The 15,608-nt window shown below is 60.1% G+C and carries 16 protein-coding genes; 7 read left to right on the top strand and 9 right to left on the bottom strand.

Features of this window, described 5'->3' with window-relative positions; all coding sequences use genetic code 11:
* Positions 1-72: 72 nt before the first annotated feature.
* The 4 genes from murJ (at position 73) to DY251_RS02040 (ending at position 4,215) form a co-directional block, all read left to right on the top strand.
* Entirely contained in the window at positions 73-1,671 is a 1,599-nt protein-coding gene (murJ, locus tag DY251_RS02055) for a murein biosynthesis integral membrane protein MurJ (RefSeq protein ID WP_116622152.1), read from the top strand.
* Between the two features lie 79 nt (positions 1,672-1,750).
* Positions 1,751-2,821 carry a tryptophan--tRNA ligase gene (trpS, locus tag DY251_RS02050; protein ID WP_116622151.1) on the top strand — a complete coding sequence of 357 codons (1,071 nt, stop codon included), beginning with the start codon at positions 1,751-1,753 and terminating at the stop codon, positions 2,819-2,821.
* An 80-nt stretch (positions 2,822-2,901) separates the two neighbouring features.
* Positions 2,902-3,393: a universal stress protein gene (locus tag DY251_RS02045; protein WP_116622150.1), complete on the top strand. Its 492-nt coding sequence runs from the start codon at positions 2,902-2,904 to the stop codon at positions 3,391-3,393.
* 246 nt (positions 3,394-3,639) lie between these two features.
* Entirely contained in the window at positions 3,640-4,215 is a 576-nt protein-coding gene (locus DY251_RS02040) for a NifU family protein (protein WP_116622149.1), read from the top strand.
* 84 nt (positions 4,216-4,299) lie between these two features.
* Here DY251_RS02040 and DY251_RS02035 read toward each other — a convergent pair whose 3' ends face one another.
* A complete protein-coding gene (locus DY251_RS02035; RefSeq protein WP_116622148.1) occupies positions 4,300-4,914 on the bottom strand; it encodes a L,D-transpeptidase in 615 nt (204 codons plus the stop codon).
* A 226-nt stretch (positions 4,915-5,140) separates the two neighbouring features.
* Between DY251_RS02035 and cueR the strand changes: the two genes are divergently transcribed.
* Positions 5,141-5,548 carry a Cu(I)-responsive transcriptional regulator gene (gene cueR / locus DY251_RS02030; protein WP_116622147.1) on the top strand — a complete coding sequence of 136 codons (408 nt, stop codon included), beginning with the start codon at positions 5,141-5,143 and terminating at the stop codon, positions 5,546-5,548.
* Between the two features lie 22 nt (positions 5,549-5,570).
* Positions 5,571-6,071 (top strand): MmcB family DNA repair protein, encoded by a 501-nt coding sequence (locus DY251_RS02025; protein WP_116622146.1) that lies wholly within the window; start codon positions 5,571-5,573, stop codon positions 6,069-6,071.
* 3 nt (positions 6,072-6,074) lie between these two features.
* Here the strand turns inward: DY251_RS02025 and DY251_RS02020 are convergent, their stop codons facing one another.
* From DY251_RS02020 to hrpB, 3 genes are all read right to left on the bottom strand, one after another.
* Positions 6,075-6,635 (bottom strand): ActR/PrrA/RegA family redox response regulator transcription factor, encoded by a 561-nt coding sequence (locus DY251_RS02020; RefSeq protein ID WP_116622145.1) that lies wholly within the window; start codon positions 6,633-6,635, stop codon positions 6,075-6,077.
* A 76-nt stretch (positions 6,636-6,711) separates the two neighbouring features.
* Positions 6,712-8,040: an ActS/PrrB/RegB family redox-sensitive histidine kinase gene (locus DY251_RS02015; RefSeq protein WP_116622144.1), complete on the bottom strand. Its 1,329-nt coding sequence runs from the start codon at positions 8,038-8,040 to the stop codon at positions 6,712-6,714.
* A 36-nt stretch (positions 8,041-8,076) separates the two neighbouring features.
* A complete protein-coding gene (hrpB, locus tag DY251_RS02010; protein ID WP_116622143.1) occupies positions 8,077-10,554 on the bottom strand; it encodes an ATP-dependent helicase HrpB in 2,478 nt (825 codons plus the stop codon).
* 80 nt (positions 10,555-10,634) lie between these two features.
* On the opposite strand from hrpB, the gene DY251_RS02005 reads away from it, so the two are divergent.
* On the top strand, positions 10,635-10,991 hold the full coding sequence (locus DY251_RS02005) for a GFA family protein (protein WP_116622142.1): 357 nt from the start codon (positions 10,635-10,637) through the stop codon (positions 10,989-10,991).
* Here the strand turns inward: DY251_RS02005 and DY251_RS02000 are convergent.
* Genes DY251_RS02000 through DY251_RS01980 form a run of 5 tightly spaced genes read right to left on the bottom strand, consistent with a single transcriptional unit; the run spans position 10,988 to position 15,573 of the window.
* Positions 10,988-12,064, bottom strand: coding sequence for a DUF1513 domain-containing protein (locus DY251_RS02000; protein WP_425373268.1), 1,077 nt, complete (start codon positions 12,062-12,064; stop codon positions 10,988-10,990). The genes DY251_RS02005 and DY251_RS02000 overlap by 4 nt on opposite strands.
* Positions 12,065-12,099: 35 nt before the next feature.
* The gene (locus DY251_RS01995; RefSeq protein WP_245415817.1) at positions 12,100-13,188 is read right to left on the bottom strand and encodes an imelysin family protein; all 1,089 of its coding nucleotides are present in this window, start codon (positions 13,186-13,188) and stop codon (positions 12,100-12,102) included.
* Complete coding sequence (locus tag DY251_RS01990) at positions 13,188-14,792, bottom strand: di-heme oxidoreductase family protein (protein ID WP_116622141.1); 1,605 nt, start codon at positions 14,790-14,792, stop codon at positions 13,188-13,190. Before DY251_RS01990 ends, DY251_RS01995 begins: the two co-directional genes overlap by 1 nt.
* A gap of 9 nt (positions 14,793-14,801) precedes the next feature.
* Positions 14,802-15,296: a bacterioferritin gene (gene bfr, locus DY251_RS01985; protein WP_116622140.1), complete on the bottom strand. Its 495-nt coding sequence runs from the start codon at positions 15,294-15,296 to the stop codon at positions 14,802-14,804.
* Positions 15,262-15,573, bottom strand: coding sequence for a (2Fe-2S)-binding protein (locus DY251_RS01980; protein WP_116622139.1), 312 nt, complete (start codon positions 15,571-15,573; stop codon positions 15,262-15,264). The genes bfr and DY251_RS01980 overlap by 35 nt, the downstream gene beginning before the upstream one ends.
* Positions 15,574-15,608: the final 35 nt, after the last annotated feature.

The raw sequence follows: 15,608 nt of genomic DNA, 5'->3' as shown, positions 1-15,608 counted from the left end.
ACCGGGAATGAAAGGTTCTGCCTTCTCCCCATGTGGGAGAAGGTGCCGGCTGGCGGATGAGGGGTTCCTTGCATGAGCCTCGTCAAGAAATTTGCCACGGTTGCGTCGGGCACGCTGATGAGCCGAATCCTCGGCTTCACGCGCGAGATGTTCATGGCGGCGGCGCTGGGCACAGGCCCAATTGCAGACGCTTTCAATGCCGCGTTTCAGTTTCCAAACACATTCCGGCGGCTGTTTGCGGAAGGCGCCTTTAACTCGGCTTTTGTACCGTTGTTTGCCAAGGAGATCGAGGCGAACGGCACGGATGGCGCCAAGCGCTTTTCGGAAGAAGTGTTCGGCGTGCTGTTCACCGCGCTGCTCGCGCTGACGATCATCATGGAATTGTCCATGCCGCTGATCGTGCGATACGGCGTGGCGCCGGGCTTCGCAGAGCAACCGCAGAAGTTCGACATGACCGTACGGCTCGCGACGATCATGTTTCCATATCTGATCTGCATGTCGCTGGCGGCAATGATGAGCGGAATGCTCAATTCACTGCGCCGCTACTTTGCAGCAGCGGTTGCGCCGGTGTTTCTCAATATCATCCTGATCTCTGTGCTGGCCTACGCCTGGTATTACGATTTGACGGATTTCGACATCGGCTATGCGCTGGCATGGGGTGTTTTGGCGGCAGGCATCGTGCAGCTTGCGATTGTATGGGCAGCCGTGCGCCACGCTGGCATTTCAATTGGCTTCCGCCGTCCACACCTGACGCCGAACGTGAAAAGACTGCTGCTGCTTGCGCTGCCGGCGGCCGTGACGGGTGGTATTACGCAGATCAACACGCTGGTTGGAACCGCGATTGCATCGGGTGTCAGCAGCGCGGTTTCCTCGCTGGCCTATGCCGACCGCATCTATCAGCTTCCGCTCGGTGTGGTTGGCATCGCCGTGGCAATCGTACTGCTTCCGGAACTGGCGCGCGCGCTGAAAGCCAACAATATGGCCGAGGCGGAAAACCTGCAGAACCGCTCGGTGGAGTTTACGCTGTTTCTCACACTGCCAGCGGCGGCAGCGCTGGTGGTGATAGCCGAGCCGATTGTGCGCGTGCTTTACGAGCGCGGGCAGTTTGCCGCGACGAACAGCACGCCGACCGTCTCCGCAATTCTCGCGATTTTCGGGTTGGGCTTGCCAGCATTCGTGTTGATCAAGGCCTTCACGCCAGGCTTCTTTGCGCGCGAAGACACGCGCACGCCGATGATCTACGCAGCGATCTCAGTGGCGGTGAACCTTGCGCTGGCGATCACTTTGCTGCCGCGCATGGGTGCGCCGGGTATCGCGGTGGCGTCCGTGGTTTCCGGCTGGCTGAACGCCGCGATGCTGTTCGTGACGCTGCAGCGGCGCGGCCATTGGGGGAAGGATACCGGGCTGCTGAAACGCATTCCGCGCCTATTCCTCGCTTCCGCGATCATGGCAGGCGTGCTGTGGTATGGCAGCGAATGGTTCGCGCCTTATCTTCACAGCGGTGTTCGGCTGCACACGCAGGCACCGGCGCTGCTGATGCTGACGGCTTGCGGCGCGCTGGTTTATTTCGTGGCGGCGTTTGCAATTGGCGGGGCCGACATTGGAATGATCCGGCGCAGCGTGCGGCGCAAGGCTGGCACAGCACCTGCGACCAACAACGAGCTTGATTGAGGGCCGCGCTTGCGCCATAAGCCGCACGCGATTTTCGCCGCGCGCGAAACGGCCCTCCACAAGCCACGAGGAATTTGACATGTCTGCCTTCAAACCGCTCGTTTTCTCGGGCGTCCAGCCTACAGGCAATCTGCATCTCGGAAACTATCTCGGTGCAATCCGGCGCTTCGTTGCGTTGCAGGACAACTACGACTGCATTTACTGCGTCGTCGATCTGCACTCGCTGACAGCCCAGCTCGTTCACGACGATCTGGAAGACCAGACGCGCTCCATTACGGCGGCGTTTCTGGCATCGGGCATCGACCCGCAAAAGCACATTGTTTTCAACCAGAGCCGCGTCATGCAGCACGCCGAGCTGGCCTGGATATTCAATTGTGTCGCGCGCATCGGTTGGATGAACCGCATGACGCAGTTCAAGGACAAGGCAGGCAAGGATCGTGAAAACGCCTCGCTCGGCCTGCTTGCCTATCCGAGCCTGATGGCGGCGGACATCCTGCTCTATCGCGCGACGCATGTGCCGGTTGGCGAAGACCAGAAGCAGCACCTCGAACTGACCCGCGACATTGCGCAGAAGTTCAACAATGACTTTTCGGAGCGCATTGCCGCGCGCAATCTCGGTGTGGAAATGCAGGTTGGCGACGAGACGGTGAATGGTTATTTCCCGATCACCGAGCCGATTATCGGCGGAGCCGCCGCGCGCATCATGTCGCTGCGCGATGGCTCGAAGAAGATGTCCAAGTCCGACCCTTCGGATTTGTCACGCATTAACCTGACGGACGATGCCGACACGATCTCGAAAAAGATCAAGAAGGCAAAGACCGACCCCGATGCATTGCCAAGCGAAGTCGATGGGCTGGCGGGTAGGCCGGAGGCGGAAAACCTCGTCGGCATCTATGCGGGTCTGGCGGACATCAGCAAGGAGCAGGTATTGAAGGAATTCGGAGGAACGCAGTTTTCGATCTTCAAGCCTGCGCTGGCCGAGCTTGCCGTTGTGACGATGGCTCCGATTGCTGAAGAAATGCGCCGCATCAGCGCCGACCGCACATATGTGGACGGCGTTCTGAGCGATGGCGGCGACCGCGCCCGCGCGCTGGCCGAAGCCACCATGCATGATGTGCGTTCGATCATCGGACTGTTGCAGGACCAATAATCCGGATAATCGGCCCGCTTGCGAGCGGGCCGGCCCGGTGGCAGATTGCCGGGAACAGCGACACCGGAAAACCTGATTCCATGGTATCCAAACGACTGAGCCGAGAGGCCGGACACAGACGCAAATTTCTGGCGATTATCGACGACACGCCGGAATGCGAGCGCGCCATTGCCTATGCTTCCAAGCGCGCGCTGAACACCAACGGCGTCGTCGTGCTGCTCTATGTGATCGACCCCACCGATTTCCAGCAATGGCTTGGCGTGGAGCGCATCATGCGCGAGGAAGCGACAGCAACAGCTAATGCGGCGCTGGACAATGCTGCGGCAAAGATCAGGAGCAAGCTCGGCATCGAGCCGGAACTCGTCGTGCGCGAGGGCAAGGCGACCGAGGAAATTCATAAGCTGATAGAAGACGATCAGGACATCGCGATCCTGGTGCTTGCTGCCGGCAGCAACAAGGAAGGCCCCGGCCCGCTGGTTGCCTCAATTGCAGGCAAGGCGGCCGCCTTCCCCATTCCTGTTACCGTCGTGCCAATGAACCTGTCTGACGAAGAGATCGACAGCCTGACGTAGTTATGGGCTGCGTTCACAACGGACTGTTTACCCCTCATCCGCCTGCCGGCACCACCCCGCCCTTCGCTATGGCTCCGGGCGTGGCAAAGCCGAGTTCAAACGCAGGCGCGCGTCTCTTTTCGTCGACGTGTCTGTGATATTGCGCGCGGATGCCATATATAGGCTGGAACAGACTTGAACGCAGAGCCGTTCCAGTCTATTTTAGAACAGTTCTAAGAAAGAAGCGCTACGCGCGCGGAGTTTATCATGTTCATCCAGACCGAAGCCACGCCGAACCCGGCGACATTGAAGTTTCTTCCGGGCCGTGAAGTGATGGTAGACGGCACTGCCGATTTTCGTGATGCCGACAGCGCGGCGGCATCGTCTCCGCTGGCTGGCCGCCTGTTCGCTATCAATGGCGTGAACGGCGTATTTTTCGGCTATGATTTCATCACCGTAACGAAAGCCGATGGCCCCGATTGGCAGCATCTGAAGCCCGCAATTCTCGGCGCGATCATGGAGCATTTCATGACCGGCATGCCGGTGATGGCGAACAGCGCCCCGCGTCAGGCCGATGCTGACGAGGCGGACGAATTCTACGATAAGGCCGACGAAGAGATTGTGCTGACGATCAAGGAATTGCTCGACACGCGCGTGCGCCCCGCGGTGGCGCAGGACGGCGGCGACATCACCTTCCGCGGATATGAAAACGGCACCGTGTTCCTGAACATGAAGGGCGCCTGCGCCGGTTGCCCATCCTCGACCGCCACGTTGAAGCACGGCATTCAGAACCTGCTGCGGCACTTCATTCCCGAAGTGCAAGAGGTCGAGCAAGTCTCCTGAAACCAGCGACAAAGCAGAATCAAAAAAGCCGGGCAATGCCCGGCTTTTTAGTACGCTTTTAGTCCTTGTTGCCGGACGGTTCGCTTACATCACTATTACTTTTGCGCCAACGCTGGCGCGATCATACAAATCGATAATGTCCTGATTCATCAAACGGATGCAGCCGGACGACATGGCCTTGCCAATCGACCACCACTCCGGCGTGCCGTGCAGACGGTAGCCGCTGTCGCCGCCCTTGTTGAAAAGATAAAGGGCGCGGGCACCGAGCGGATTCATTAACCCGCCCGGCTGTCCGCCCGCCCATTTTGCCAATTCCGGCTGGCGCTTGATCATCGCTGCCGGAGGAGTCCAGGTCGGCCACTCGCGCTTCAACGCAACGCGGGCCGTTCCATGCCACTCAAAACCTTCGCGACCTACTCCGATGCCATAACGAACGGCTTTGCCATCGGGCAGAACGTAGTAGAGAAACTTGCGGCCAGTATCGACAATGATCGTGCCCGGCTGCTCGCTGGTGTCATAACGCACGATCTGGCGACGATACTGCGCGGGCACCTTGTAAACGGGAATTGCAGGCAGCGAATAACCGAGATCGCGGGTCGCACCGTAATTGGCGACCATAAGCGTAGGCATGCCATCGAAGCTGCAACCGGCGAGCCCGGTGCTCAATGCCATCGCTACCAATGCCGCTTTCAGCTTCATCCGCTCTCCACCCGCCCGTTTCGATTCGGCCTCATCTTCGCCGCAATTGTTAAGCGGGCGGCCATTTGATTGCCAAGGTCCTCAACCCTATCTTTGGGGTTAGAGAGCGCGTGTCCTGTGCATCTATGGCATTTCGGCAACAACTTTGCGTTGCTACCGCGCTTGACGACGCGTTTGCTATATCGAACGGGCCGAAGTGCCGATCACAGATCAGTGAGGAATTGCAATGAATGTTGGTCAAGCTGCCGAACAATCCGGCCTGCCGTCGAAAACGATTCGCTATTACGAAGAGATTGGCCTGATCTTCCCCGCACGCGCGCAGAACGGCTATCGCGACTATTCGCAGGACGACATCCATCGATTGTCGTTTTTGAGGCGCGCGCGAGGCCTCGGCTTCTCAATCGATGATTGCCGCCAGCTCATGGCACTCTACCGCGACCGCAACCGCGCCAGTCAGGATGTGCGCGCCATCGCGCTTTCGCATGTGGACGAAATCGAGCAGAAGATCGCGGAGTTGAAATCCATGCAGGCGACGTTGCGAAAATTGGTCAGCGCTTGCCACGGCGACAATCGCCCGGATTGCCCGATTCTCGATGATATTGCAGGCGATGCGAAAAACGGGTTCAAAACGTGAACAAAGCGTGGCATGTTGATTCATGCCTATCGTTTCGCCATTCTCCGTGAACCCACTCGTCGACGGACGCCAATCAGATCGCGCGATGCTCGTGCGGCGGGGCGTCCAGCGACTGCTGACCGAAATGGGAATGCACGTGTTGCCGGAGCTTTGCCTCGCGACCGGGCGGCGGGCCGATCTCGTTGCGCTGACACGCCAAGGCGACATATGGATCATCGAAATCAAATCCTCGATCGAGGATTTTCGGGTGGACCGGAAATGGCCGGAATACAGGCTGCATTCCGATCGCTTTTTCTTCGCGACGCATCCGGGCGTGCCGTCTGAGATTTTTCCCGAGGAATGTGGCTTCATTCTCTCCGACGGCTATGGCGCGGAAATAATGCGCGATGCGCCGGAGCACCGGATGGCGGCCGCAACGCGGAAATCGCTCATGCTGCGGCTGGCGCGAGCGGGAGCGGCGCGATTGCTGGCGGCGGAGATTGCCGGTGTGCAGATCGCAGCGCTGGACGGCGAAAGCGAATAGCGGTTAGCGAGGCGCGCGTTTGGCGAGGATGCGCTGGAGCGTGCGGCGATGCATGTTGAGCCGCCGCGCCGTTTCCGAAACGTTGCGGTCGCACATTTCAAACACGCGCTGGATGTGCTCCCAGCGAACCCGGTCAGCGGACATTGGATTTTCCGGTGGGGCCGCGCGTTGCTCGCCGCTGTTGGTGAGCGCGGCGAACACATCATCAGCGTCTGCGGGCTTCGAGAGGTAATCGATTGCACCCAGCTTAACGGCAGTGACGGCGGTCGCGATATTGCCGTAACCCGTCAGGATAACCGCGCGCGCATCGGCGCGTTTTTCGCGGATTGCGGCAATAACATCGAGGCCGTTGCCGTCACCCAAACGCATGTCGACAACGGCATAGGCTGGCGGGTGCGCCTTCGCTTTTGCTACGGCTTCAGCAACGCTCTCGGCGGTGTCGACAACGAAACCACGCGCTTCCATAGCGCGGGCCAGTCTGGTGACGAACGGCTTATCGTCATCCACCAGTAAAAGCGAAGTGTCGTCGCCGGTTACTTGAGGTGCGTTGGCTTCGATGTTCATTTTGGATCAATGCTGCCTTTTTCTTGAAAACATATAGCCACTTTGAGCGACACGTTCCAACAGTGCATATGAATATTCAGGCAATTTCCTTGCGTATTTCGGATTGAGCCTCACTGCCAAGGAAGATTCGGCGTGGCCAAACGATTTCAATGAGTGCGCCCTCGCCTCTTCCGGTAGCGTTGCCGAACTTCAGATCGGCGCCCGAACGCTCAAGCAAAGTCTTTGCGATAAAAAGGCCAAGCCCCAGGCCGCCGCCTCCTGAATCGGGATTGCCCTGCCGTGTCGAGACGTAAGGCTCGCCAATGCGGTCGATGATTTCCGGCGGGAAGCCGGGGCCGTCGTCGAGGATCGAAATACGCACCAACGAGTTGTCCCAGTTCCAGCGGATAGTCACTTTTTCGCGCGCAAAATCGACGGCGTTTTCGACAAGATTGCCCAAGCCGTAGATGACACCCGGATTGCGCTGGCTGACTGGTTCCGGGCCAATCCGTACTTCGGGCACGAGATCAATGCCGATGCCGAAGTCCCGATGTGGGGCAGTGATCTCCTCGATCAGCGAGGTGAGCGGCAGGCGCGCAAGATGTTCCTCGCTTTCGCTGGAAAGGCTGGTGAGACGCTTGAGGATTTCGCGGCAGCGCTCGCCCTGCGTTCGCAGTAGCGTAACGTCTTCGCGGTAGCGGCTGTCATTGCCAAGCGATCGCTCCATCTCGCGCGCGACAAGAGTTATGGTTGCCAGCGGCGTGCCGAGTTCATGTGCCGCCGCAGCGGCAAGGCCATCCAGCGCAGACAGATGTTGCTCGCGCAGCAGGACGAGTTCAGTAGCGGTGAGCGCGTCGGCCAACTGGCGCGCTTCCTCTGCCACCCTGAACGCATAAAGACCGGTGAAGGAGATGCAGGAGAAAACCGCCATCCACATGCCGGCGACATAGACAAAGGGAATGTTGAGGCTTTCGCCATCAACCCACGGAAGCGGCAGATGGAAGAACACCAGAAGCGTTGCCGCCGCCATGACGCAGCCGCCGAGTATTGCGGTTAGCCGCAAAGGCAGCGACGTGGCGGAGATGACGACCGGAACCGTGAGCAGCAGCGCGAACGGGTTTGTCAGCCCGCCGGTCATGTAAAGAAGGCCCGCCAATTGCGCGCTGTCGAAGATCAATATGCCGAAGGCAGCAGATGGACCGAGCCGATGTGCCGCCGGATAACGAAACGCCAGAAACAGATTGAGCCAGGCAGAACACGCGATGAGCGCGAAGCAGAGGCTGACCGGCAAGGGGTAGTGGAGCCAATAGGCGACAGTGAGAACGGTGAGGCTCTGGCCGATGATTGCCAGCCAGCGCAAGCGGATCAGCGTGTTGAGCCGCAGCCGGTTGGATGGCGACGGATTGGAAAAGACGTCTTCTCTCATTGCGCTGTTATGCTCCGGGCAGGCCGCATGGGCAAATCATTTGCCGCGCGGCTTGGCGCGATTGGTTGCCTGCGCGGTCATCGGATCTTCGGGCCAGACATGTTTGGGATAACGGCCTCGCATATCGGCGCGCACATCCGCCCACGAGCCGCGCCAAAAGCCGGGTAGGTCGCTGGTGAGTTGGATTGGACGGTGAGCCGGCGAAAGAAGCTCCAGCGCCAGCGGCACCGTTCCATTGGCGATGGAAGGATGTTGCGAAAGGCCGAACAGTTCCTGCACGCGGATGGAGAGCGTAGGCTTCTCGCCTTCATAGTCGATGGGCGCGTTGCTGCCAGACGGCGCTGCGTAATGCGTGGGGGCGAGTGCATCCAGTTTGCGCTGCAAATCGTGCGGCACAAGCGACAGCAGCCCCATGCGCAAAGCTGCCGGGTCGATGCGCTTCAGGTCAGGCTCGCCGGTGAGGAACGGCAGGAGCCAGTCTTCCAGATGATCGATGAGGAACGCATCCGACATATCCGGCCACGGCTCGCCAAGGCCGCGATGAAGCCAATGCAGGCGGCGGCGCAATTGGATGGCTTCCTTGCTCCAAGGCAGAATGCCGAGGCCATGCGCGCGCACGGCAGCAATGATGGCGTTGTCGGCGTCGGCACCCTTCGGCGATGGCAACATGCGCTCGGCGAAGGTGATCGCGCCGAGCCGGGTGACCTCGCGTACACGGACGGAGCCGCGCTCGGGATCGAACTGTGTCTCAACCTGCCGTTCGATTTTATCGCCAAGTGCCGCGCGGATGTCAGCTTCGGTGAGGGCGGCGGCAGCAGCGATGCGGGACGACTGCGCCTTGCCCTGCAAATCCGCGACGACGAGAAATTGTCCGCCCGCAAGCGAGTCGGTTTCAGGCATGGAAGCGCCGCGCCCGTTTGCGAGAACGAAGGTACCACGCGCACCTCGCGCTTTAGCGACACGGTCTGGCCACGCATGGATCAGCAGCGAGCCGATATGCGCTGGCGCGACGACTTGAGATGGCTTGGCACCGGTCTGCCTTGCCAGCCGCTCGGCAAGCTGGCGCGCGGCGTTGGCTCGCGGCGAACGGTCGGAAGCAAAGCGCGACATGCGGCGTTCAAGATCGACGGCCTCACCACCCAAACCGCGCTCGGTGAGCAACACGGCGAGCAGTGCGGCCTCGTGAGCTTCGCCGTTGCGAGCGGCCTCGGCGACCATATGCGCCAGCCGGACCGGCAGCGCGAGCTTGCGCATGGATGTGCCCGTTTCCGTCAGACGACCGGTGGCATCCAGCGCATCAAGTTCGACCAGCAGAGCGCGCGCTTCAGCCAAGGCGGGAGCGGGCGGCGGATCGAGAAAGGCCAGTTGCGCGGGATCGGAAACGCCAAAAGCGGCACTGTCCAGAAGCAGGCCGGAAAGGTCTGCTTCGCGGATTTCGGGCTGAGTGAAAGCGGGAAGTGCTGCGGTTTGCTCTGCGCGCCAAAGGCGCAAGGCAACGCCGGGTTGCGTACGGCCTGCGCGGCCCGCGCGCTGATCGGCAGAGGCACGCGAAACGCGCACGGTTTCCAGCCGCGTCAGGCCAATGGAAGGTTCGTAGCGCGGTACACGCGCCAGACCGGAATCGATGACGACGCGGACGCCATCAATGGTGATCGACGTTTCCGCGATAGCGGTTGCGAGCACGACCTTGCGGCGACCGGGCGGCGGCGGGCGGATGGCCTGATCCTGCGCTTTACCATCCATCATGCCATAGAGCGGCACAAGGTCGGTGTCGGCAGGAATACGGTCCTGCAAGCGCTCCTTTGTGCGCTCGATCTCGCGCTGCCCAGGCAGGAAGGCGAGGATGCTGCCCTGCTCCGCTGCCAGTGTTTCGCGGATAGCGCGGGCCATCGCATCTTCAACCGGTTCGCCTGCCGGGCGCTCGGCATAGCGAATATCGACCGGGAAGCTTCGCCCCTCGCTTTCGATCACCGGCGCATTGCCGAGCAGCGATGCCACGCGCGCGCCATCAATGGTGGCCGACATGACCAACAGGCGAAGGTCTGGGCGCAACGCGCCCTGAACGTCGAGCGAGAGCGCCAATCCAAAATCGCCATCAAGCGAGCGCTCGTGAAACTCATCGAACAGAACGGCGGCGACGCCGGAGAGTTCGGGATCGTCGAGGATCATGCGCGAGAGCACGCTTTCGGTGACGACCAAAATTCGCGTTGCGGCAGAGGTGCGCGTTTCCATGCGCATCGCGTAGCCAACCGTCTTGCCGACCTCTTCGCCCAGTAGTTCGGCCATGCGGCGAGCGGCAGCGCGGGCTGCGAGACGACGCGGTTCGAGCAGGATAATCTTGCCATGGGCCGCCCAGGGCTGGTCGAACAAAGCCAGCGGCACAAGCGTTGTTTTGCCCGCGCCGGGCGGCGCAACCAAAACCGCACTGTTTCTGTTTGCTAGAGCATCGAGAAGCGGCGGGATTGCTGCACGAACCGGCAGTTCCAATTTTATGCGATCAAGCACCTGCACCATGACGCCCCGTTATCAGCTTGTAAGAATGGATTCCAGCGGCGACGCGTGGGTGCTAGAAAGCGAGATCAATGGAGGAATGTATGAGCGTTGAGACTTACAAAGGCAGCTGCCAGTGTGGCGCAGTGAGCTATGAGGTGGATGCCGACCTCGACAAGACGGTGAGCTGCAACTGTTCGCGCTGCAGGCGCCTCGGCTCGATCCTGACATTCGTGTCACCAGCATCATTCCGCATGAACTCCGGCGAAGGCGCGATGACCGAATATCAGTTCAACAGACATATGATTCATCACATGTTCTGTTCGACTTGCGGGATACAATCCTTCGCGCACGGCAAAGGGCCGGGCGGCGCGGAAATGATTGCAGTGAACGCGCGCTGCCTTGAAGGCGTCGACCCTGACAAACTGCATCCGAAAAAGGTCGACGGGGCCAGCTTCTAAAGCAGCTTGGTGTCGATGCGCAGCAAATGATTGTCCCAGACATAGTCCGGTTCGATCACCGGATTACTGCCGGGGGCTACAATTTCACCCTTACCCGTGCTGACGAGGAAGCCTGAGCCATCCGGTGCGAGGCCGCAGACTTCGGTCAAGCTTTTCGCGGAAAGCACATTGCCGGAAGCAGCGTCGATGATCGCATAGGCGTTGCCCTGCGGCGAGGACACGGCGACTGTTCCCGCATCGCGGTTGGCCGCAACCGAGCCGATATAATTGCGGAAGCCGCCGAGAATTTTCTCCGGCATGTCGATGAGGCCGAACGCTTTGCCGCGCTCGACCTTGCCGACGAGCAGCGGCGTTTCGGTTGCCGGGCCTTCGTGCTGACAGCCGAACCAGACCGTGCCATTTTTGTCGATGTCCATATGCCGGATGGAAAGCTGGTGCAGCTTGGTCGGTAGTTCGTGTTTTTCAAGCAGGCTGCCGGTCAGCCTGTCGATGAAAACGAATGACGGCTTCATGGTTGCGAGGTTGAGCTTGGCCCGACCGAAATCCGGGTGGGTTTCGATGCCGCCATTTGCAACCGCGAGCGTGCGACCGTCGCCAAGCAGGATCAGTTCATGCGGACCGACGCCATAGGTCGGGAATTCGCCGATGCGGCGGAACTTGTCGCGCGCATCGTAAATGCCAACCATGCCAGCCGCGTTGTCGAAATCGTTTTCTGTTGCGTAAAGCAGGCCGCCATCCGGCGAGAACGCGCCGTGACCGTAGAAATGCCGGCCTTCGAGGCTGTCGATTGTGACGGGCGCGGCCTTGCCCGCGGGATCGAACACCACGGCGAAGGTGCCGGGCTGGCGCGCAAAGATGACCGAACGCCGCGAGATTGGATCGAAGGTGATGTCGTGGCCGCGCTCCGGCAGCACCACTGAGTGTACGACACTCCCCTGCTCCGTCATTATCGCTGCACCGTAGCTGCCATCGCGGCGCTGGAACGCCGTTGCAAATACGGCGTCCGTCTCTGCGGCCGCGGCCAGGCCCTTTTGCGAGAGTGCCGCCACAAATCCAAGCCCGGCGGCTTTCATGAAGGCGCGGCGGTCGATCAGATTTCTGACCACGGTCAATCTCCATCCAGCGAGGAAAAGCCCGCGGTGAGCTTGAGCGCGCCGGAAAGACGCGTGCCGAACATTTCAGAAAGGCTGGAGGTCAACACGCGGAAGAAAGACAGCTTTTGTCGCATCTTTTCGTCGGCAAGTATTGCCTCGACGGGCTTGCCCTTGAGACTGCTCAAACTGTCGTGCGCGTTGGCAAACTGGAAGTCTATTGACTTGCCGAGATAGGATTCATCGCCGGTTGCAAGATCAGCGATATGCGATGCTTCGAAGAGCTTCGACAGGCCATCAAAATTAGCGTTGAGCGCGTCGATTGTGCCGTTCGACCTCCAATAGATCGCTTGTTTGACCTTGTCGTCGCTGGCGGATGCGCCAAAAAAGCCGTTCAGCTGGACGTCGCGAACCATTTCCGTTCCCTGCACGAAAACGTCGAGCAGATCGGTCAATGACTCCGCGTCGTCTCGATAGAGCGTGTTGTCAGGCGATGGATTTTCCCACGTGGCGGCGAAGCCATTCGGCGCGTCCCATGCCTTCGAAATGCTTGCGGCCATTGTGGAGAGATTGCCGGCGACCGCCTGCGCGTAGCGGCAACGATAGGTGTCGCCCCATGCGGCCTTGTCGTCTGCGCCGGTGCCGGAAACCAGATACTCCAGCGCGCCGAGGCCCTGCATAGCCACGCTCTTTTGCGCCAGACGGGCAGCGTCCGCTGCGGTGGGGTCTTCGCTAGAAAGCGCGGCCTGAACCTGTTTCAGGCCAATGCCCTTGCGGTCGGGCCAATGCAGGATGCGGTCCTGCCGGTTTTCCTCGGTGACAGGGCCGATGCGAATAATCTCCACCTCGCCCCATGCGATGAGCGCCTGCCTGAAGGCCGCGCGCGCACCCTCAAGCGATTGCTCGCTCGGCGACTGGCAGAGCGTGCTGAGTGCAGGATTGAGCTTTTCGGTAGCGTCCGCAAAGTTTCGGTAGGCGGGACGAATGAAGCCGTCCACCGCGTTGGTGATGGTCTGGTTGGCCGCTTGCGCCGGGCTGAGCCAACACGCGCTTGTCAGCACCGCGACGATCATGACATCCGGTAAACGGCGCCTGATATCCAGCATCACAGAGACTCCAGAAAATCGATCAGATTCTGGCGATCCGCTGCCGATAGCCCGGCAAAGGTGTCGCGAGCGGCTTGCGCCTCGCCTCCGTGCCACAGAATGGCTTCAGTGAGATTGCGCGCGCGCCCATCATGCAGAAAGAAGGTGTGACCGTTGACGCGCTTGGTGAGGCCGACGCCCCAAAGCGGCGGTGTACGCCACTCGCTGCCAGTTGCGACACCCACCTGCTGCCCATCTGCCAAATCCTCGCCCATATCGTGCAGGAGGAAATCGGAATAAGGCCAGATGAGCTGGAAGCTCTGCGCCTTGTTCGGCGCGTCCTTGCGCGTAACGAATTTCGGATGGTGGCAGGAAATGCAGCCGCTTTCGTAGAACAGCTTCTTGCCCGCAAGAACGTTTGGCTTGTCCATATTGCGGCGCGCCGGGACCGCCAGATTCTGCGAATAGAAAGCGACGAGGTCCATGACGGGCGGCGGCGCTTCGACAGGCCCAAGACGCTCTTGCACGCCAACCGGCATCGCGAGGCACGCGGCCTCCGCCTCGGTGCAATCGCCCCAGCTTTTCGGAACCTCCGGCGTGGAAATGCCAATGTCGCCAGCGAACGCATCGGCTGACTGCTCGCGAATGCTCGGCGTCTGCGCCTTCCAGCCAAAGCGGCCAAGCGTCAGTTCTCCGGTAGCGCCGTCACGCACGATGCTGACCTTGCCGGAAATACCGTCGCCATTCTTGTCGTCAGGATCGGCCAGAGCGAGAATATCGGCCGGGTGAATCTGCTCGACGAGGCCGAGTCCGATCATCTGCGGCGTCACACGCGGCGAAAGCGTGGTGCGCGGGTCCAAAGGCCCGTAACCAAGGTTCTCGACAGAATAAGTCGGCTTGCGCAGCGACAGCTTTGTGCCATCACTCAAAGTGACCGGGATTTCCTCATAGGCGATCTTCATGCGCCCTTCGCCAGCAAGGCCGGGAACCGCAAGGTCTTGAAGTTGCGAACCGTAAACGGGATCCGGGAAATTCAGTGCGCGATGATCGGCCACGGCGCGCTTTTCTTCTTCGGTGTCTGCCGCGCGGGCAAGCCGCAAAAACATGGAGGTGCTGTCGGCAGCGCCTTCCGGCGGGTGACCGCGACCGTCCTTCAAATGGCAGCTTTGACAGGCACGCGCATTGAACAGCGGACCAAGGCCATCCGACGCTTGCGTGGAGGACGGCGCGGAAACCCAAACCTTACGGAACAGCCCATTGCCGAGCTTGAAGGTGGCCTCTTCCTCAAAGGTGATGTTGGCTGACGATTGGGAAAAGGCGTCCTGATTGGGTCGCTTCTTCGTTGTGCCGGCACCTCCGGGCATCAGCTCGAAGGCTTCGGACTTGCTGAAATCGCCGGTAGGCTCGGTGACGCCGCGAATGCGCGCCAGATCTTTTGCATTGATGTCGCTGCGGATGCCGGCAAGCCCGGGCGGGTTTTGGTCATCCGAATGAGCGGGATAGACGGCCAGCACAAGGGTGCAGCCAAGGAAGGCGCGCGCAAGGCTTGGCGCACGCGGAAAACGCGTGAATGGCATGGTGACTACACGAGCTGTGCGGCGCAAAACGCTTATTTTGCGCCGCATGGCATTTCCTTAGTGAGCGCCCTCGGCTTCGTTGGCCGGGGCGGCGTTGAGCTGGCCATACTTGGCCTCGCCGATGGTTTCCAAAAGCTGGAGCTGTGTTTCGAGGAAGTCGATATGGCCTTCTTCGTCGATCAGCAGTTCCTCGAAGAGTTTCATGGTGACGTAGTCACCCTTGTCATTGCAGATTTCGCGCGACTTCTTGTAGGAGGTGCGGGCGTCATATTCGCCGGCCAAATCGCTTTCCAGTACTTCCTTCACGGTCTGGCCAATGCGCAGCGGAGCGACCGACTGAAGGTTCGGATGACCTTCGAGGAAGATGATGCGGGCGACGAGCTTGTCAGCGTGCTGCATCTCTTCGATGGACTCTGCTCGCTCTTTCTTTGCCAGATTCATAAAACCCCAGTCTTCCAGTAGTCGGTAGTGAAGCCAATATTGGTTTACGGCGCCAAGTTCGAGAAAAAGCGCCTCATTAAGCCGCTCGATTATTTCTTTGTCGCCCTTCATAGGTTTTGCTCCCAAATTGGACTCGAAGTCCTCTGACCCGGTCCAGGTGTGAAACGACATCCAAACCGCCCGCTTGCGAGCGCGAATGATATGCTTCGGTTATCCGAATGATCGTTTCCACCACATTTGGAAAGCAGCCGCAACAACGACCGCGCTTGTGAAGCCTGTGGTAAACTTTCGCAGGGACGATCAACTGCCAAGCATCCTCGTCAAGCAATTCAAGAATCGTTGCTTCGATCTCTTTTTCAGTGATGAGGTTGCAGTGACAAATCAGCATGATTTACTCTGGTGGCTGACAGGGCACGCGGCGCC

The sequence above is a fragment of the Mesorhizobium denitrificans genome (genome assembly GCF_003403035.1).
Classification (GTDB): domain Bacteria; phylum Pseudomonadota; class Alphaproteobacteria; order Rhizobiales; family Rhizobiaceae; genus Mesorhizobium_G; species Mesorhizobium_G denitrificans.
The sequence above is the reverse complement of the archived record's forward strand: the minus strand, read 5'-3'. Positions and strand labels throughout refer to the sequence as shown.